The following is a 17,961-nucleotide window of genomic DNA, read 5'->3' on the forward strand; positions in this document are numbered from 1 at the left end:
TCAAAGAGCCGACAAAAATACCGACACTCGCACAACCTCCCTCTCGAGAAGCTTGCAGCATCTGGTTTTTTGCGACCGCAACAACCAGACCGTGGGGCCGTTCGCTGCGGTTCGACGTATCTAAGAGAGCGGCCTCGGAACGTCAACAGGGAATTTTTTCAAATACGGGATAACGAACACATCGTCGTAATTTCACGGGGCATGACGCGGTCGGGCGGCGAAGGCCCGGTGCGTCGGCTACCACGCGAATATGCTGTGTGCAGGCCGGTCTAATAACAAACGTCCATGCCTCCCCTCCGCCTTCTGATTTCGGAAGCCCGTTCATCGCCGCATTCAGACCGCCTCTACCGCAAACCGTGCCAGGGATGAGGGGCCTGCGAACTACATTGGCATTGGCCAGCCGCAAATTTGAACGCGTCGTATGCCACTGCTTCAGTGTGGCTCGACTGGAAACGTATCCCCGCGGAACGCGAGGATGCGAGATGGCAAAGCCCTTTACGATAGCGCTGTCCAACGAGCGGCTCGCCGTCATCAGTGCCAAGGTCGCCGCGTTCGACTGCGGACATTGCCGGGCGCGGCAGGCTGACAATCCGGCATTGGGCTCGCGGACATCAAGAAGCTCGTCAACTAATGGTGCACGCGGTTCGAATGGCGCGCGCAGGCATCGCTATGGCGGACAGCCCTGCTGGCGTCGCCGCCTGAATCCTGAAGAAGTTCGGCGGATGGCGGACGCGCTGCGCTACAAAGAGGACCGGCCCGATCTTTGGCACGTTTTCGACGAAGACATGCTGCTCACCAACATCATGCTGTAACTTGTCGAGGGATCCTTCATCACATCGACCTATCGCGGTCGCGTGCTGGAAGGGTCGGGCAAGTTTCCGGCAGGTCGTCGCATCATGGTAGCGACCGGCGTTGCGCCCTTTCCCGATCCCGTCCTCCCGCCGCCCTACGTTCGCAAGCCCGTTAGACCTACAACATCGTCCATTGGAGCGTGATTGCAGCAGGCGGCCATTTCGCAACACTAGAGCAGCCGGCACTTCAGCGCGGCCGCCTGACTGCGCTGCTGCGGACGGTGCTGAGCCCGCAAGGTATGGAGATGGTCATCGAGCAGATGCAGGCCGACGACATCCTTGCTCGCAAGGACCCCGCGGTGTTCGGGGCAGATCGCTATTTCGTCGACATGGTTGGCATGCCGTCGCTCGACCGTGCCTGGACGCTCCAATTCGGCACCCATCACCTCGCGATCAACGCTACCGTAGCCGGGCCGCACGTCACGTTGTCGCCTAGCTTCACTGGCAGTGAGCCGGTGAAGTTCATCTACAACGGCAAGCGCATTTACATCGGTCGAGAACGAGGTCCTTCAGGCGCAGGCGCTGATGCGAGCATTGACGCGTGATCAGACGAAACTGGCAGTCCGTTCAACGCAGAAATCGATATCGTGGACGCGGGTGGCCGATCGCATACAGGGTCAGGACCGTAGCCCGGACGGACGAGCCTTGGTCTTCCGATACTTGAATACGACCGGCTGACAGCAGCTGACCCTCAGACCGATCTACGGTAGCCTTGGCGTCTCGGTCTAACTCGCAGGCAACACCAGAAGCAGCTCGTCCAAGCGCTCCATTGTCGAGGCCATGCCACCTTCAAGGCCCATATCGATCGCCTTTTGCAGATCGTCAGGCGATGCGTATTGTACGATCGTCGTGACCAGCGTGCGATCAGATGCATCGGCGAATGTGACGACCAACTTCGATCTTGGCATGTCGGGGTTCACCGTGCCGGTTTCGTCGCAGAAGCCGTCCATCGCCGTGTAACCGTCGATCGGATCGGTTTCCACGTACTCGAGCCGATTCCAATAGTGCTGACCGTCCGGCGTGACCATCGCGTAGTGCCAATAGCCACCGTCGCGGAAGTCCATATGCTTGGTTTTAGTCGTCAGCCCCTTCGGCGCAAACCACTGGTCCAGAAGGTCCTGCCTCGTGTGGCAGTCCCATACCAGCTGGCGGACCGCATTGAATTCTCGCGCGATCGTCGCCAGATCCTGGGTGTGCAGTCGACCGTCACGCCACCAGGCGTCCGATGCGCGGGGATCGCCGACATAACGGGGCGTGAGCCAAGGCGTCCGGAGTACCAGTTCGCCCACGGTCTCATCGTCCGCCGGCATCGGACTCATGGCTTCGTCGACAACCTGCGCCGACGCGAGACGAACCGGAATGCCGCTACGGATGGCATCGTAGCGTTGGGGACCGGCACACGAAGATCGGACCGGTTTCGGACATGCCATAGCCGGAGGTTAGCGCCGCCCCTATTGCGGAAGCCTCCTCGCGTAATTCACGCACTAGGGCACTGCCACCGATGACGAAATGCCAGCCGTCGAGGCGCCCGCCTGCATCTTTGGCCGTATCCAATACGATCTTCAGGACTCTCGGGACGCAGTGGGAAAAGGTTACGCCCTCTTTCTCGCGCAGCCGCAGGATCGCGACAGGATTGTAACGGCCCGGATCGACTTTCTTGAGGCCCAGCATCGTAGCGACATAGGGCAAACCTCACTTCTGCAGGGCCCCTGTTAGCTCCTCTACTACTGATCGCGCGGCGAGTGCCCAACCATCTCGCGGCAAGCGCGCAAGGCCTTGACGCCGTTTTGCTTGATGCGATGCTGGCAGGAGTAACCGCAGCGTCGTGTCCATTCGGGGCGAAAAGGCTCTCTCTTGCTTATGGCGGCATGGTAGTTATCGCGCTCGCCGCGCCCCCATTTTTACTCATTGCCCTAGGGTCAGAACGTAACGCCGTTCGGCCCAAATGATGTTCGCAAGCTACCTCGCCTTGCCGTCCTTTTTGAAAAAGCGGCAGCCCTACAAAATGCCTATTACTACTAGCTTTCCGATAGCAGCCATTCCGCTTTCCTGTCCAATTATCGCCAGACAGCGTTTAGATGTGGGGAAAGCCCGGTAATCACGACTGTGCGACGAACAGATGTTTTGCGTCGCTCGCGCTACCTTGCCGACACTGAGGTCCGGCGACAGATAAGAGTAGAGCGGTGACCGATCCACGGATGAGAGCCTGGTCAGTTGTCCTCGAACGGCAACACACCCTCCAAGGTTCAAACGGTCGCTGGCGTCGGCGCCAGCGCAACATAAATTCGGCCACCGCCTCAGACAGCACTGATGATAGCATATCCCTGAGTTCGTTTTATGTACCGAACCCAAATAGATAGCCCCATTCAGTCTGAGATTGCCAAAGACCAATCCAATACCTAGATGCCCCTCCAGAAATGGAGCCTTTCTATGTCTGACACTGCCCTCGACCTGAACCCCGTTGAACTCGCTACGGAATTGACAATCGCCTGGTTAGCCAATCCTAACACGCGCACCAATGCTGACGACGTTCCGGCCTTCCTGAACAAAATGTACGAAACTGTTTCGGTGCTGGTCGGCGGAAACGCGACGGCTGCTGAGCCCGAAGCATCCGCTCAAGAATACACCCCGGCAGTGACGGCGCGTAAGTCGCTTGCCAGCCCCGATCACATCATCAGCATGATCGATGGCAAGCCGTACAAGACGCTGCGCCGTCACCTCGCGACTAACGGCATGACGCCAGTTGAATATCGCGAGCGTTATGGCCTGAAGGCTGATTACCCCATGGTTGCTCCTACCTATTCAGAAGCACGCCGCACGATGGCCAAGAGCATTGGCCTTGGTCGCAAGCCTGGCCAGACGAATGCAGCTAAGGCAGACGCCAAGCCCGCTCCGGCTCAGCGTAAGCGCAAGACCGAAGACGCAGCAGCGGAATAATCCCTAGGCCCGGCTTCCTGGAAAACGGGAGGCCGGGCTACTGCTGAGACATTGCCGAATTCATTCCGTGTCGGCTCACTAGCGGTAATCCGGAACGGTTTGCCCACCCCCGACTGCGCCATTTGTTCACCGAGTTTTGAATAGGTCGACGACGCTGGTCGGCGCGTCCGGCCCGAAAAAGCGAGACAGGTTTCTTGCGCTGAGCTTTGCGATCGGTTGGCTGCGCGCGAACAACTCATGTTCGTAGTTGGCTAGCGCTCTTTCGTTATCGCCGTGATGTTCGATCAAGGCCAGCGCGAGTTCCGCTCCATCCAGCATTGCCAGATTGGCACCCTCCCCCGCGAACGGGGACATGAGATGCGCGGCATCGCCCAGTAGCGTCACGCCCGTTATCCGCGGCCAGGCCAGCAAGGGCGGCAGCGCGTAGATCGGGCGCATGATCGGGGCCTTTTCGCCGTCGGTGATCAGGGCACGCAGCGATCGCGCCCAGCCGTCGAACAAGCTTGTCATACGGGCGGTCGTTGTCGGCAGGTCTGCGGCCAGCCACGCCTCGGGGCGATTTACCGCCACATAAGCGTGGATGCTGCCGTCCGCGTTACGGTGCGCGAGAATGCCCTGGCCGGGCGCCACCGCCATCAACGTGCCGGAGCCGATTACCGTCGCAGCGGGGGCCGCGCGCGGATCGTCCGCGTCGAAGCGAAGCTCGAGAAAGCAGGTTCCGGTATAGGCAGGCCGGGCGTCGGTTACGAGCGGGCGTACGCGCGACCAGGCACCGTCCGCGCCAATCAGCAGCATCGTCTCGACCGTGGAGCCGTCGGTGAATGCGACCGCGTGGCGACCACGGCCCACGCGTAGTACCGACGCGACCTTGCGGTCCCACTGCACGATCCCTGCCGGCAAGGCGTCCAGCAACAGCCGGCGCAGGTCACCGCGGTCTACCTCCGGGCGAGCGGAGGCGGAATTACCCGGCCGATCAAGCAACACCGTGCCATTTCGGTCGACGACCCGCTTGGCATCTTCGCCCGGCCGGACCAGCTTCAGGAACGCGTGGTGCAGTCCGAGCATCTGCAGCGCCTGCTGACCGCTATGCTCATGCAGGTCGAGCAGACCGCCCTGAGCCCGCCCGTCGGGCGAGGGCTCGCCTTCATAAACGACGACTCCGATGCCGCGGCGATGCAATGCGCCAGCGAGCACCAAGCCGCCCAGTCCCGCGCCGATGATAGTAACGTCTTCTCGCATTTGTCCGCGCTCCTAGCCCGCAGGTCAAACCTGCGTTGCCGTTGATGGAGCCGCTCGCCAGCGATCGACTGGCGTATGCGCGAGGGTGATGTTTACCAAACCGTCGTTTTTCGCAGCCGGCGTTGTCTAGAAAGAGATCATCTGTTGCGCAACATTGAAGGTCGCACGACGTGCTGCCCGCACCCGGAACGTTCACGCTGGCGATCCCGGTTCCCCATAACAGCCATTCGTTAAGCGCGATCTTTTCCGTTTCTGCGTCTCCAACGGCCGATTTCTCGGCGCGGTCGCCCAAGCCGCTATTCCCTATGGAATTCTAGTCGAGGAAAGGTGCAAGCGCCCTCGCACCGCAATGGAAAATAACATCGGCAGGCGAACCCTGATCTCCGACGTGCGTTGAGGCAAAATGGCTACCGAACCAAAACCATCTGTCCTTGTCGTCGAAGACGAAATGTTCATCCGCATGGTAGCGGTCGATACGCTGGAGGACCGCGGCTACGTCATTCTGGAAGCTGGAGACGCTAAAGAGGCTCTAGAACTCTTGGAACAGACGCCAAATATCTCGTTGATTTTCACAGACATCAATATGCCCGGTGACATTGACGGGCTGGATCTGGCCACAGAGGTGGCGAAGCGTTGGCCGCAGATCGAGATCATCGTCACGTCGGGGGCGGTTCGCCTCAGTAATGATGTCATACCCGATGAGGGCGTATTTCTCCCCAAACCCTATTCGCCCGCCGACTTAGCCATGTTGGTCAAGGCACAGCTTATCAGCCGCAAGGAGGACGGCTAAGGCCGCGTCCGTGTCTTGAGCCGATCGAGCAAGCTACGGGGCAAGGCATCATCCATCTCGACCATCTCGACTACGTTGGCATCACCACCGGCGATCACGAACCGCCTTGAACCGATATCTTGCTGCCTCAGGATCGCGGCCGCCCATAATTGCCGGGCAGCACTCAAGGCTTCCTCGCGAGCGGCTGCTAGATCAGGCAGATCGCTGCCCTCCTCATCCTCGATCCGCTGCGTCCCGTCATCGATATGCAGGAAAAAACGAGGCATGTCCGGGTATCCGTGAACTTGATTGAGGTTAGACTGATGGTTCAGCGCAGCGGGCCGATCAAGCGCTCATATTCGGCTTCGGGTACGCCGTAGCCAGCGCCTGCAAATTCCTCCAGCAGCTCGCGCTTGCGCACCACGATCAGCCCGCGGGTAGCCTTGATGAAACCGAGGCCTTCGAGCGAGTGCAAGGCAATCGTCACACTCGGCCGGCGGACCCCAAGCATCAGCGCCAGGAAGTCGTGGGTCAAAGGTATCTCGTCGTCATCCTGACGGTCGTGGCTCATCAGCAGCCAGCGTGCCAGCCGCTCTTCGACGGTATGCACGGCGTTGGACAAAGCCGTGTAGGTGGTCTGCGTCGAATAGGCCTGAACGTAGCGTAGCAACATCTTCCGGATGTCTGCCTGTTCATCCATAATTTGACGAAAATCATCGCCGTCAATGCTGTAGCCGGCGCCCGCGACTTGCATGAAGATGCGGTGCGGGGTGCGATCGGCATCGAGAATGAGCGGCATCCCGACTAGGCCATCGCGTCCGGAGAGACCAACCTCGATACCCTGATCGTTCCCGGACATGGCGATGATCGAACTCAAGCCGCTTTCGAGAAACCACACGCGCTTTATCGGCTCGTCTGGCGAAACAAGTACGGTGCCGCGCTCCAGTTCAAACCATTTGAAATGGGGGCGCAGGATCTCCTGATCGGCAGACGAGAGGGCACGAAGGAGACGATTGTTATAGGCCATAGGGGTGCCCTGGCGGCATCTTTCGTGTCTGACGGCCGGTAATGAGCCGGCATCCGTTGTTGCTGCCACAAGGGGTTAGATGCAGAATGCCGCTTGGGCGAGGCCGCAAGTCTGTTTGGTTCGATACCTTACCAAACGTCCATCAGTAGGTAGTGATAAAGTGCGGGGGTAATGCGTCGGCAAACGGTACGGTCATCAGAACATGACCGGCCTCGTCGGTAATTTGGAACGCCGTACCGAGCGGTGCGACGCCAGCCAGAATAGCGTTGGCCAAAAGCTGGCGCGCCGCCAGAATGGCCTCATGCTTTGCGGCCGTCAGGTCGACGGCTTCGGTGCCGTCCGGGTCTTCGATGATACCGTTCGCGATCTGCTGATGGAGATAGAAGCGGCTCAACCGAACGGACCGATGAGACGACGATACTCGGCCTCGGGGACGCCGTACATGCCATCGGCAAAATCGACCAAGGCATCGCGGTCCTTGATTGCGATATGACCGCGCCGGGTCTTGATGAAGCCATAGCCCTCGATCACGTGCAGGGCCGTCGTAACGCTAGGACGTTGCACCGCCAGCATGATCGAAAGGAACTCGTGCGTCAGCGCTATATCGTCGCCGGCCACCCGGTCGTGGCACATCAGCAGCCAACGTGCCAGGCGGCCTTCGATAGACTGATTAGCGTTGGACAGCGCCGTATAGCTGGTCTGCGAAATAAACACGTGAACGTAGCGCAGAAGCGTCTCACGCAGCGAGGCTGACTGTTGGCAAGCGTGGCGCAATGCCTCGATGCTCACGCGGTAGCCCTCACCCTCGACCTGTACCAAGGTAGTCTGTGGACACTGATCGACTCCGAGCAGGCAGCCAAAGCCGGACAGGCCCTCACGCCCAAAAATGCCCGCCTCCACACGCCGGCTGTCCACGGTACTGACGACGATCGAACCGATTCCACTGTTAAAGAAATGCGCATGCATGAACGGCTTGCACGCCTCGATCAGCACGGTGCCCCTGGGTAAGTCGACGGGCTCAAGATGTGGGCCGATTGCAGCGTAACCGGTCGCACAGCGAGGTTCTGGCGCAGAGTGGAACCCACGGGTTCGAGCTGGTGCACAAGCCCTACTCGATCGACTCGTTGTCCCGGGCTTTGCGCAAGGTCTCGCGACGCAAATAGCGGCGGAAGCCGAGTCAGTACATGGCAGCGTGAACATTTAAAGGTGCCAGGCGTGCAATCATCGCATCGAAGGCTGCAAGGTCATGGCGTTTCCCAACCGGCCTCCCGACAGGCAGACTCGCTGGCAGGCCGAACTGAACGCGGCCGGGCAGCACCGCGTCCAGCGCCGTGTACCAAGCAGTGATTCCCAATCCATCCTCCGTTTGCGAAACGTCCGTTCCGTTCACGTAAATAGTTTCACTGCGACATAGCAGTCGTCTCCAGTCATCGGCGACGGCCGAGCCAGATACCGATCCCCGCCAGACCGAGCAGCGCGGCACCGCCCGCCGCGGCCGCCACCTTGCGCCCCCGGTGTGGATCGCGCCGGCCACCCTCCGGACCGGCGGGGACGCCAGGTTCGAACAACACCCCATCGCTGTCGTTGCCGTCAACCGCGCGGGCCGACCAGGTGTCGAGGAAACCGCTCATGATCGCCGCCAGCAGGTTCGGCGCTGCGAACTCACCGAGTTTGAATGCGATTGCCGGCGCGCCGACGGCGGTAAGGTTACGGGGGCGCGTGGCTAGCCTCACGACTGCCTTCGCCACCGTCTCCGGCGCGAGCGAACCCGGGGGAAGCGAAAGCCGTGCGCCAGTATAGTTACCGGCGTGGTCGACGCCGGGCGTATCGACGAAGGTCGGGCAGACGTCGCATATGTGGATATGCGGGCGCTTCGATACCTCACCGCGCAACGCCGATCTGAACCCGCGCAACCCGAACTTGCTCGCCGAATAGGCCGCAGCGTAAGGCGTGGCGACGAAACCGCCGGCCGAGATCATGTTTACCCAGGTGCCGTGATCCTGCGCGAGTAAGATCGGAAGTACTGCGTGGACGTCGTTCATGTGGGCGACGAGGTTCACCTCGACGACACGGGCATGATCCGCGATCGGGACGTCTTCGTACCGACCCAGCACACCGACGCCTTCGCAGCTGAACCACAGGTCAATGCCACCGAGCAGATCGCGCGCCTCGGCAGCGAATGCGGCCACTGCGCCTGCGTCAGTGCAATCGACTGGACGGACGATCGCGCTGCCGCCAGCTTGGACGCAGCGCTGCGCGACGTCGTCCAGCCCTTCCTTGCCGCGAGACCCCAGGACAAGCCGCGCTCCCGCTCTGGCGAAAGCCACCGCCGTTGCCGCCCCGATACCGCTCGATGCACCGGTAATCACTACGCGCCGCCCGGCCAGGTTACGACCAGCGCTCATCGGACGATGCTCAGGGCGGCCGCCTCAACTACGGGAAGGCAACGCGGGCGCGTTAGACGCACTGTCCTATCATCATGCTTAGATACTCAACGTCCCGGAGGCGCCGGGGTGTCCATCCGACGGCGCGCGATGTCCTTGGAAGTGATCGCAGGATGATCAATTCGGCTTGGTATGCGGCTCCTTGGGGCCATCGTTCAAAGACCTGACCTGCGCCTCGCGAGTTGGATTACCACCACCGCCATGCGGAACCGGCACGTCGATAGGGCTGTTCGGCGTTGCACCACCGCTGAGTTTTCCAGATCCGCTCAACACATCCGCGGCATCGGCACCGCCTAGACCCCCGCCACCCGGCGTTTTGGTCATCTGCGCATCGTCTAAAACGGTCGCAGCGCGATCCGCGTCGTTCGGCTCCGGCTTCACGTCGTCGGGTGCAATGTTCGGCTGTTCGGTCGCCATGTCGATCTCCTTTGCTCGATCTAAAACCTTTCAAGCGGCGCTAGTGTCCCATCAATTCGACGATTCAAATGCTTGTTCGGGAGAGATAGTTAGCCTTGAGCATACCGTCTCGGCCCGCCCAACCCGATGACCAAGTCATCCAGCATCACCTGTGAGGACCAGAGGCAATTCTGCCGCCACGCCCTCATGGATATCTTCCAAAATCTAGGCGTTTTGAACATCGTCACAGGGAGAGCATGATGTCCGATACGTTCAAACCAACTGCGAAGATCGCCGCCAATGCGAAGAAGGGACTAAAGTTACGCGACGATTTTGGACGAGGCGGTACGGACGTAGGGGTTCGTCGTGCCGAGCAACTGACAGCGCAGGACGATGTAACCGTCGAAGATGTGAAGTCGATGCACAGCTACTTCGCGCGTCACGAGGTCGATAAAGACGGCAAAACGCATGAGTGGGGATCGGACACCGATCCATCTGCCGGCTATATCGCTTGGCTTCTCTGGGGAGGCGATGAAGGGAAGGAATGGGCCGATCGACACGTCGATAAGCTCGACTAGAGGGCTATCGAAGCGGAAGATCGCGACAACGAACGTCATTCGATCAAGATCTACCACCACTTTCAATGCAGAGGGCCGGCACGATGCCGTTAGCGTTCTTTGCCCCCCGTAAGCGATCGGCACCTGTCAGATGTACGTTTTCCTTTTCGCTGCGGCCGCAGCGCTAGTGCAATCTTCGATTGCCGGATCTGTGGTGAAGCCAGGCACGATAGCGATCGTTGCTGCCGATAGTCCGACCGCGTCTCCCGCTATCACTAAAACATTCGCGGACGCCGTGCAGCGAACCCTCCTTCGGACACCTTTTCTGCCCCTGCCCGACGCAAACCACAGCCTTTACGTCGCCAAGGTCGAGGTATCGCAAACCCCGCGCGGCGTCGTCCGGTCCGGCAACGACCGATCGGATCGGCCAGGCATGGCGGCCGGGCTTGGAGGCCTGTCGCTGACTTTGCCCTCTGGGAAGGATCAGCTGCACGGTTTGATCGTGACCCGTCTCGACGTGACCGTGTCGCTGCGACGCGATAATCACGTCGTGTGGACGGGACAGGCGACCACGGTGCGCGCAAGCGGGACGCGAACGGGCGAACCCACGGCTGTTGCCGCAGCTCTATCCGATGCCCTGCTGACGTGGTTTCCCCGGCAGCTACCGGGGCCGCTGTCGGTGCCATAATACTGACCGGGTAAGGCGGTTGTCAGCTTCTGATCTTCGACACCGCGCACGCGGCGAGCTTTGGCGACATGGTGCTAAACGACATTCTCTTCCGCGTTAATTGCCTTTGTTCTGACACTGGCAAATGGCGGTATAGCGTTGCAATCGAGACGCCGATGGTCGGGCAATTTCCCGGCCAGTCATGCCAGAGGCTAGAAGGTTCGTTCGCAACCCGCACCGCGCAGCGCTTCGAGCTGCGGGGTCAGATCCTGTGATGCGACGGAGCTTCAAACATAATACGGCTTGCGACGGCGAGCGCAGCATTAACAAACCATGGGTGCGTGGCTGGATAGCCCGGCACGGCCTTCGATAGCGACTGCGACTATCGACTAAGTCGCTTCTAGATCAGTTGGTGACCGCATGAGCCTTCAGCGGTAGCCATCAGGCGACTGACATCGTTCACTCATATAGTGACAGATGACCGCCTTCGGCCACGTTCTGGCGCAACACGCGGTCTGCGCCCTTTGGAAAATCACTATCCGGTTTCGACCCAGGCGTTTGGAAGCTGGTCTCCCTATCCGGCCCGATTCTCGCGATCCGGTCGTATGCCAACGCTCGTCGTCGCATACAGCCGGCTGTCTATGTGGACATCGGAATGGACACCGCGCTGGTTCTCTTGGAGAATCTAATGATTTCAATGCAAGATGGCGGAGACGGAGGGATTCGAACCCTCGGTACCAGTAAACCCGGTACGGCGGTTTAGCAAACCGCTGGTTTCAGCCACTCACCCACGTCTCCGGTCGCAGCAGATGCGGGGCTATAGCGAGGGTCGGTGCGGGGGGCAACGCCTGTATGGGGCCGGTTCGCGAATTTCCGTATTCATATCGTCGGTGTTCTCGGTCGCAAACCGACGCCCTCGCCCCGGCGCGCCTCGTTCCGCCTCGTGCGCACCCCCGCACTCCCGCCTTTCATCCCGTATTCGCCCGAATTCGACACGGCGGCAGGGTTCGTTCATTGCGCGGCAAGGCCGACCTTGATTAACCTGGGCGACCGCGGGCAACCCGTAGTCCATCTACCGTCACGGGGTGCTTTGATATTTTGGGGATCGATCGACATGCGTAGCGTCTGGCTTGGCCTAGGTGCCCTTGCGGTAGCCGTTTGCGGAGGGACCGCGTCCGCGCAGGTCCGCACGATCGATCCCAACCAGGCGATCGATGGCGATCTTTCCGCCCAAGCCTATCAGCCGCCGTCCCGCCCGCGGACGACCACGCAGCCGTCGCGTCCCGCGCCGGACCCGACCTATCCCGAAACGCGCGCCCAGGACGTGCCGCCCTCGCTGCCCGCCCAGACGATCACCACGCCGGCGCCGGAAACGCGCGCCGAGGCGACGATGCAGGCCGCCGACACCTATCAGCGCGACGATCTGCTCGCGGCGGGCGAAGGCGTGTTCGGCAAGGGAGCGGCCGGGCTTGGCGGGCTCCTCGAGAAAATTCTCAAGGATCAGGGCCAACCCAATGCGTACATCGCCGGGCGTGAAGCGTCCGGTGCGTTCGTGCTCGGCGTGCGCTACGGTTCGGGCATCATGAGCCACAAGGTCGAAGGTCAGCAGCCGGTCTATTGGACCGGCCCCTCGGTCGGCTTCGACATCGGCGGCGACGCGAACAAGGTCTTCGTGCTCGTCTACAATCTGTACGACACCGAAGAGCTCTACAAGCGCTTCCCCGCCGTCGAGGGTCGCCTGTACCTGGTAGGCGGTTTCGCCGCGACCTATCTGCGCCGCGGCAACGTCGTGCTCATTCCGATCCGCCTGGGCGTCGGCTGGCGCGCGGGCGTGAACGTCGGGTATATGAACATCACGCATAAAAGCCGTTGGCTGCCGTTCTAGGCAAAGTTGGGCAGCCGGCCACGCCCGGCTGACTGCAACGAGCCCGGCCGGCGGGCAAAGCCCGTCCGACGCCGTGGGCTTTGCCCACGGCGCATCCAAAACCACACCGCATCTCAAGCCACAACACCCAAACCCCGCCACCCAAGTTGACGCCCCGACTCAAGGCGCTACGCCCGGGAAATGGCAAAACCCGACCGCCTCGCCCGTCTAGACGCCCAGCGCGAAGACCTTGAAACCGAGTATCGCGAGACCCTGCTCGCCGCGCTCGAAAAGACCGCAGCCGGCTCGCTAGGATTGTTCGACCGCACCCCGGACCGTCGCGTCCGCGCCGCGATTGCCCCGACGATCGACGCGCTTACCGAAATGGGCGGCGATATCGACGACATGCGGGAGCGCCTCATGCTCGACCCGTTCGCGCTCCACCGCGCGTTCTTCACTGCCCGCGGCCCGGTCAGCGCCAGCGCCGTCGGCGAACAGAGGGAAGCGCGTCTCTGGCTCGACCGGCTGAACGCTCCGTCATCCTGACGAAAGTCAGGCTCCAGAGCCCAAACGGCGGCCCACGTGGCTCTGGATCCTGGGTCGAGCCCAGGATGACGAAAAATAGGGAGAAGCCGGTGGGGACCCGTTACCCCTCGAACCGCCACCCGGCATTCGTCCCCGCGAGAAACGGCACGACCGCCGTCTCCCCCGCGCCGATCGACGCCGGAACCTCGGCATCGCCGCGCACCAGAGTCACCGTCCCCGCGTTCAACGGCACCCCGTAGAACCGCGCGCCATGCTCGGAGGCAAACCCCTCGAACTTGTCGAGCGCCCCTTCCTCGTCGAACACGCGCGCGTACGCCTCCAGCGCGAACGGCGCGTTGAAGATCCCCGCACAGCCGCACCCGGACTCCTTGGCCCCGACAACATGCGGCGCGCTGTCGGTTCCCAGGAAGAACCGCGGCGACCCGGATACTGCGGCGCGGCGCACGGCAAGCCGATGCGTCTCGCGCTTCAGCACCGGTAGGCAATAGGCATGCGGCCTGAGCCCTCCGTCGAACAGCGCGTTGCGGTTGATCAGCAGATGCTGCGGCGTGATCGTCGCGGCGATCGGATGATCCGCTTCCGCCACGAACGCCGCGGCCTCCGCGGTCGTGATATGCTCCAGCACGATCTTCAGGCCGGGGTAATCGCGTACCAGCGGCGTCAGCACGCGCTCGACGAACACCGCCTCGCGGTCGAAGATGTCGATCGACTTGTCGGTCACCTCGCCGTGGATCAGCAGCGGCATGCCGATCCGCTGCAGCGTCTCCAGCACGCCGGTCAGCGCGCGGATATCGGTGACGCCGTGCGCCGAATTGGTCGTCGCATGCGCGGGGTAGAGCTTGCACGCAGCGAACACGCCCTCGGCATAGCCGCGCTCGAGCTCTGCGGAATCGGTGCCGTCGGTAAGATAGCACGTCATCAGCGGGGTGAAGGCGGCATCCCCCACCGCCGCCATGATCCGCCCCCGATACGCCTTTGCGGCGTCGATCGAGGTCACCGGCGGGGTCAGGTTGGGCATGATGATCGCGCGCGCGAACTGCCGCGCGGTATGCCCCGCCACCGCCTCCAGCATCGCGCCATCGCGCAGGTGGACATGCCAGTCGTCGGGGCGGCGGATCGTGAGGCGCTCGGTCATGCCGCCCTCCTATAGGCGCAGGCGGTCGGATACCAGATGCGGGCAGCTTGGAAATCGCATCCTGCGCACTAGGTGGTACCGATGGACCAGCTCACCTCTGTACCGACGTCTCCCACGATGCTGGCCGACCGCAGCGTCATCCGCGTTGCCGGCGAAGACGTCCGCGGCTTCCTGCAGGGCCTCGTCACCGCGGACACCGCGCTGCTCACGCCGGACGCGCCCGCCTGGGCCGCACTCCTGTCGCCGCAGGGCAAAGTGCTGCTCGACTTCATCCTCTGGGCGGACGGCGACGACGTGCTGATCGACGTCGAGGCGGCGCAGGCCGAGGCGCTGACGAAGCGCCTGACGCTCTACCGGCTGCGTCGCAAGATCACGCTCCAGCCCGACGACGCCAAGGTCCACTGGTCCCCAACCGGAAACCAGGGCGTTCCCGACCCGCGTCTCGCGGGCTTGGGCCGGCGCTGGCTCGGCCCAGCCGGCGAACCGGCCACCGGCTGGCACGCGCATCGTCTGTCGCTCGGCGTCACCGAAGGCATCGCAGAGCTCGGCAATGGCGAGACGCTCTGGCTCGAATGCAACGCGCGCGAGTTGAACGGCGTCAGTTTCACCAAGGGGTGTTACGTCGGCCAGGAGAACACCGCGCGGATGCACCACCGCGCGAAGGTCAACCGCCGCCTCGTCGTCGCCCCCTTCACCGAACCGAGCGCGCGGACGCGGGTGACGTATCCCGACATGAAGTTGATGGTCGAACACCGCCGCATCGAATCACTCGGCGACGCGCTAACGCCACCCTGGCTAGCCGCAGCGCTAACGGAAACGCCCTAACGAACCCCTTCACGATCCTCCCCCGCCAGGGGGAGGTGGCACCGCAGGTGACGGAGGGGGCGGACACGGAATCAGCGTTATCGCGCCCTCCCCCTCCGTCTCGCTACGCGATCCACCTCCCCCTCGCGGGCGAGGATCGCACGTTCGCGCACTCAAGAATGCTCGCGTGCCCAAGCGCCGGCGTCCGCCACCTGCCCCGCATCAGGCGTCACCCCGGTATACAGCACGAACTGCTGCACCGCCTGCAACGTCGCGACGTCCGCGCCCGTAATGCACCGCTTCCCTGCAACAGCGGCCGCCCGCAGGAACGGCGTCTCGATCGGGTATTGCACGACATCGAACGCCACTTCGCAGCCTGCGATCATCGCCTCAGGAAACGCCAGCGCCTCGGCGTCCGCCCCGGTCATCCCTAACGGCGTGACGTTCACCAGCAACGACACAGCCCCCGCGGCGACCGGCGCCCAGCGATACCCATAAAGATCCGCCAGCGCGCGCCCCGCCAGCTCGTTCCGCGCGACGATTGTCCCGTCGCGAAACCCGCTGTCGCTCAGCGCCGCCGCGACCGCCTTCGCCATGCCGCCCGAACCCTGGACGACAAACGGCATCGCCCGATCCAGATCCGCGACCAGGTCGACCACCGCGCCGTAATCGGTGTTGTGCCCGGTCAGCACGCCCTCGTCGTTGACGATCGTGTTGACGCTGTCGATCGCGTTTGCGGTCAGCGCCAGGCCGTCGAGCAGCGGAATCACTGCCTCCTTGAACGGCATCGAAATCGCGCACCCGCGAATCCCCAGCGCCCGGATCCCGCTGATCGCGGCGGTCAGATCGGTGGTGGAGAACGACTTGTAGACGAAATCCAGCCCGGTCAGTTCGTACAGCCGGTTATGAAACCGCGTCCCGAAATTCCCCGGTCGCGCCGACAGCGACATGCACAGCTGCGTATCCCGGCCAATCAGCGGCTTCATCTGCATCTCCTTGGCCAGCCCACCATTCTATGCCGGCGGCATGGTGAAGCGTCGATAGAGGATGTTCACGCGAAGGCGCGAAGGCGCAAAGAGGTCGTATCCGGCCCGAGCTCCTCCTCCCACACATGCGGCAGCATTGAAAAATCACAGGAGAAGGCGATCGACGCCGCCTCACGCAAACCTTCTTCGCGCCTTTGCGCCTTCGCGTGAACACATCGGCGTTCCGCCAGACACCGCCGTCGCGAGAGGTCCGAACGTTGATTTTGTTCGCGCGGAGGCGCGGAGCCGCGGAGAGTAAGAAGCAGGTTTGGGCGGCAAGTCCCGCCATCGCCGCGCCTTGGCGAAGCCGATTACCGAAAGCCGCATTCGCGGACGACCTCAGCCCCGAAAATTCCATCTTCGCACATACTCTCCGCGCCTCTGCGGCTCCGCGCGAACAAAATCGACGTCAGCCCAAGCCGCCGTCCCCGCGACCGGTCCACACTCAAAACGCAACGCACAAAAGAAAAGGGAGGCCGGCTCGCGCCGACCTCCCCGATCTTCATTCCGTAACCGACCCGAGAGCCGGTTGGCGAAAGTCTTACTGGCCCGAACCCGGACCGTAGGTGACTTCCACGCGACGGTTCTGCACTTCGCGAACGCCATCGGCGGTCTCGACGCGCGGACGGCTCTCGCCGAATGCTTCCGTCGAAATGACGCTGTCCGGGATGGCATGCGAAGACAGATATGCCTTCACGCCATCTGCGCGACGCTGCGACAGACCGACGTTGTACGAAGCCGAACCCGACTTGTCCGCGTGACCTGCGAGCATGACCTGTGCGTTGCCGCACGACTGGTACTGCGTGATCGCGTTGTCGAGGATCGACGCTGCCTCTGGCGTGATGTCCGACTTGTCCCATTCGAAGAACACGATGAACGGACCAGGCGAGCAGACCACATCGATCGGCGCCGGCGGCGGCGGAGGAGGCGGGGGAGGCGGCGGCGGCGGCGGCGGCGGCGGCGGCGGAGCAGCAGGCTCGCCGAAGTTGTACGTCACACCACCAAGGATGCTGTGCGAACGATAGCGACCTTCGAACTGACGGTTCGAAACGTCGACCAGCTTGACGTTCTCGGCGTTGAAGAAACGATACTTCAGCGTCGCGTCGATGTGATCGGTCAGCGGTGCACGGATACCGGCAAGACCCTGATACGCGAACACGGTGTCCGAGTCGTTCAGGAAGTCTGCGTTGTTGTTGAGGCCGTACTGCGCCTTGACGCGCGCAACACCAACACCACCACCGACGAAGCCCTGGATGCCATCGTCCGGACCGAAGTCCAGCAGGCCGTTCAGCATGAAGCTGAGTGCCGACGAGGAACCACCGGCATAGTCGTAGTTGCCAGCAGCCGCGTTGCCGCGAATGCCGGTTGCACCGAACACAGGCGTGGTCGCCGACGACGTGTAGCCATCCACGGTTGCCTTACGGTAGCCGACTTCGGTTTCGAGGCGGAAACCGCCAAAGTCGTAGCCCATCACGGCATCGACATCGTAACCATAGTCATGATCGACCGAACCGGCATTGTTCAATGCGCCGATATCATAGTCGATGTCTTCAACGATCATCGCACCGCCTTCGACGCCAACGTACCACGACTTGTCGCGGGCGAGGGCGGGAGTGGCGAGTGCGGTGGAGGCGAGTGCCAGAACGACGGCAAGCTTCCGCATACTAAATCCCCTTTCATGAGTGTCACACGGACATCGC

21 protein-coding genes and 1 tRNA gene are annotated in these 17,961 nt (G+C 62.2%); 9 read left to right on the forward strand and 13 right to left on the reverse strand.

Going from position 1 to position 17,961, the window contains the following annotated elements; all coding sequences use genetic code 11:
• Positions 1 to 482 precede the first annotated feature (482 nt).
• Both O6W96_RS13125 and O6W96_RS13130 read left to right on the forward strand, forming a co-directional pair.
• Positions 483 to 812, forward strand: a complete 330-nt coding sequence (locus O6W96_RS13125) for a hypothetical protein (protein WP_353469984.1) — start codon at positions 483 to 485, stop codon at positions 810 to 812.
• Between the two features lie 179 nt (positions 813 to 991).
• The gene (locus tag O6W96_RS13130) at positions 992 to 1,396 is read left to right on the forward strand and encodes a DUF3500 domain-containing protein (protein WP_353469985.1); all 405 of its coding nucleotides are present in this window, start codon (positions 992 to 994) and stop codon (positions 1,394 to 1,396) included.
• 180 nt (positions 1,397 to 1,576) lie between these two features.
• On the opposite strand, the gene O6W96_RS13135 is transcribed toward O6W96_RS13130, so the two are convergent.
• Together O6W96_RS13135 and O6W96_RS13140 are read right to left on the reverse strand one after the other, a co-directional pair.
• Positions 1,577 to 2,161, reverse strand: a complete 585-nt coding sequence (locus O6W96_RS13135) for an SRPBCC domain-containing protein (RefSeq protein ID WP_353469986.1) — start codon at positions 2,159 to 2,161, stop codon at positions 1,577 to 1,579.
• Positions 2,162 to 2,216: 55 nt separating this feature from the next.
• Positions 2,217 to 2,522 (reverse strand): AMP-binding protein, encoded by a 306-nt coding sequence (locus O6W96_RS13140; RefSeq protein WP_353469987.1) that lies wholly within the window; start codon positions 2,520 to 2,522, stop codon positions 2,217 to 2,219.
• Positions 2,523 to 3,281: 759 nt separating this feature from the next.
• Here O6W96_RS13140 and O6W96_RS13145 point away from each other — a divergent pair.
• A complete protein-coding gene (locus O6W96_RS13145) occupies positions 3,282 to 3,788 on the forward strand; it encodes a MucR family transcriptional regulator (RefSeq protein WP_353469988.1) in 507 nt (168 codons plus the stop codon).
• Between the two features lie 126 nt (positions 3,789 to 3,914).
• On the opposite strand, the gene O6W96_RS13150 is transcribed toward O6W96_RS13145, so the two are convergent.
• Positions 3,915 to 5,027 (reverse strand): FAD-dependent oxidoreductase, encoded by a 1,113-nt coding sequence (locus O6W96_RS13150; RefSeq protein ID WP_353469989.1) that lies wholly within the window; start codon positions 5,025 to 5,027, stop codon positions 3,915 to 3,917.
• A gap of 403 nt (positions 5,028 to 5,430) precedes the next feature.
• Here O6W96_RS13150 and O6W96_RS13155 point away from each other — a divergent pair, with 403 nt between their 5' ends.
• Complete coding sequence (locus tag O6W96_RS13155) at positions 5,431 to 5,817, forward strand: response regulator (RefSeq protein ID WP_353469990.1); 387 nt, start codon at positions 5,431 to 5,433, stop codon at positions 5,815 to 5,817.
• Here O6W96_RS13155 and O6W96_RS13160 read toward each other — a convergent pair.
• The 6 genes from O6W96_RS13160 to O6W96_RS13185 form a co-directional block, all read right to left on the reverse strand.
• The gene (locus tag O6W96_RS13160) at positions 5,814 to 6,083 is read right to left on the reverse strand and encodes a DUF6894 family protein (protein ID WP_353469991.1); all 270 of its coding nucleotides are present in this window, start codon (positions 6,081 to 6,083) and stop codon (positions 5,814 to 5,816) included. The genes O6W96_RS13155 and O6W96_RS13160 overlap by 4 nt on opposite strands.
• Before the next feature lie 41 nt (positions 6,084 to 6,124).
• Positions 6,125 to 6,823: a Crp/Fnr family transcriptional regulator gene (locus tag O6W96_RS13165; protein WP_353469992.1), complete on the reverse strand. Its 699-nt coding sequence runs from the start codon at positions 6,821 to 6,823 to the stop codon at positions 6,125 to 6,127.
• Between the two features lie 142 nt (positions 6,824 to 6,965).
• Positions 6,966 to 7,217: a DUF6894 family protein gene (locus O6W96_RS13170; protein WP_353469993.1), complete on the reverse strand. Its 252-nt coding sequence runs from the start codon at positions 7,215 to 7,217 to the stop codon at positions 6,966 to 6,968.
• Positions 7,214 to 7,816 carry a Crp/Fnr family transcriptional regulator gene (locus O6W96_RS13175; RefSeq protein WP_353469994.1) on the reverse strand — a complete coding sequence of 201 codons (603 nt, stop codon included), beginning with the start codon at positions 7,814 to 7,816 and terminating at the stop codon, positions 7,214 to 7,216. Before O6W96_RS13175 ends, O6W96_RS13170 begins: the two co-directional genes overlap by 4 nt.
• A gap of 434 nt (positions 7,817 to 8,250) precedes the next feature.
• A complete protein-coding gene (locus tag O6W96_RS13180; RefSeq protein ID WP_353469995.1) occupies positions 8,251 to 9,228 on the reverse strand; it encodes an SDR family oxidoreductase in 978 nt (325 codons plus the stop codon).
• A gap of 156 nt (positions 9,229 to 9,384) precedes the next feature.
• The gene (locus O6W96_RS13185) at positions 9,385 to 9,684 is read right to left on the reverse strand and encodes a hypothetical protein (RefSeq protein WP_353469996.1); all 300 of its coding nucleotides are present in this window, start codon (positions 9,682 to 9,684) and stop codon (positions 9,385 to 9,387) included.
• A gap of 239 nt (positions 9,685 to 9,923) precedes the next feature.
• On the opposite strand from O6W96_RS13185, the gene O6W96_RS13190 reads away from it, so the two are divergent.
• Both O6W96_RS13190 and O6W96_RS13195 read left to right on the forward strand, forming a co-directional pair.
• Positions 9,924 to 10,241: a hypothetical protein gene (locus O6W96_RS13190; RefSeq protein WP_353469997.1), complete on the forward strand. Its 318-nt coding sequence runs from the start codon at positions 9,924 to 9,926 to the stop codon at positions 10,239 to 10,241.
• 274 nt (positions 10,242 to 10,515) lie between these two features.
• Positions 10,516 to 10,908 (forward strand): hypothetical protein, encoded by a 393-nt coding sequence (locus O6W96_RS13195; RefSeq protein ID WP_353469998.1) that lies wholly within the window; start codon positions 10,516 to 10,518, stop codon positions 10,906 to 10,908.
• A 684-nt stretch (positions 10,909 to 11,592) separates the two neighbouring features.
• Here O6W96_RS13195 and O6W96_RS13200 read toward each other — a convergent pair.
• Positions 11,593 to 11,685, reverse strand: a tRNA-Ser gene (locus O6W96_RS13200).
• A 316-nt stretch (positions 11,686 to 12,001) separates the two neighbouring features.
• Between O6W96_RS13200 and O6W96_RS13205 the strand changes: the two genes are divergently transcribed.
• Positions 12,002 to 12,772 carry an EipA family protein gene (locus O6W96_RS13205; protein WP_353469999.1) on the forward strand — a complete coding sequence of 257 codons (771 nt, stop codon included), beginning with the start codon at positions 12,002 to 12,004 and terminating at the stop codon, positions 12,770 to 12,772.
• Positions 12,773 to 12,952: 180 nt separating this feature from the next.
• On the forward strand, positions 12,953 to 13,297 hold the full coding sequence (locus O6W96_RS13210; RefSeq protein WP_353470000.1) for a hypothetical protein: 345 nt from the start codon (positions 12,953 to 12,955) through the stop codon (positions 13,295 to 13,297).
• Between the two features lie 100 nt (positions 13,298 to 13,397).
• Here the strand turns inward: O6W96_RS13210 and pyrC are convergent, their stop codons facing one another.
• The gene (pyrC, locus tag O6W96_RS13215) at positions 13,398 to 14,432 is read right to left on the reverse strand and encodes a dihydroorotase (protein ID WP_353470001.1); all 1,035 of its coding nucleotides are present in this window, start codon (positions 14,430 to 14,432) and stop codon (positions 13,398 to 13,400) included.
• A gap of 81 nt (positions 14,433 to 14,513) precedes the next feature.
• Here pyrC and O6W96_RS13220 point away from each other — a divergent pair, with 81 nt between their 5' ends.
• Positions 14,514 to 15,257 carry a YgfZ/GcvT domain-containing protein gene (locus O6W96_RS13220; RefSeq protein WP_353470002.1) on the forward strand — a complete coding sequence of 248 codons (744 nt, stop codon included), beginning with the start codon at positions 14,514 to 14,516 and terminating at the stop codon, positions 15,255 to 15,257.
• A 152-nt stretch (positions 15,258 to 15,409) separates the two neighbouring features.
• Here O6W96_RS13220 and O6W96_RS13225 read toward each other — a convergent pair whose 3' ends face one another.
• A complete protein-coding gene (locus tag O6W96_RS13225; protein WP_353470003.1) occupies positions 15,410 to 16,228 on the reverse strand; it encodes a shikimate 5-dehydrogenase in 819 nt (272 codons plus the stop codon).
• A gap of 574 nt (positions 16,229 to 16,802) precedes the next feature.
• The gene (locus tag O6W96_RS13230; RefSeq protein ID WP_353470004.1) at positions 16,803 to 17,924 is read right to left on the reverse strand and encodes an OmpA family protein; all 1,122 of its coding nucleotides are present in this window, start codon (positions 17,922 to 17,924) and stop codon (positions 16,803 to 16,805) included.
• Positions 17,925 to 17,961 lie beyond the last annotated feature (37 nt).

Origin of the sequence: Sphingomonas faeni (assembly GCF_040407495.1) — a bacterium.
GTDB classification, from domain to species: Bacteria; Pseudomonadota; Alphaproteobacteria; order Sphingomonadales; family Sphingomonadaceae; genus Sphingomonas; species Sphingomonas faeni_D.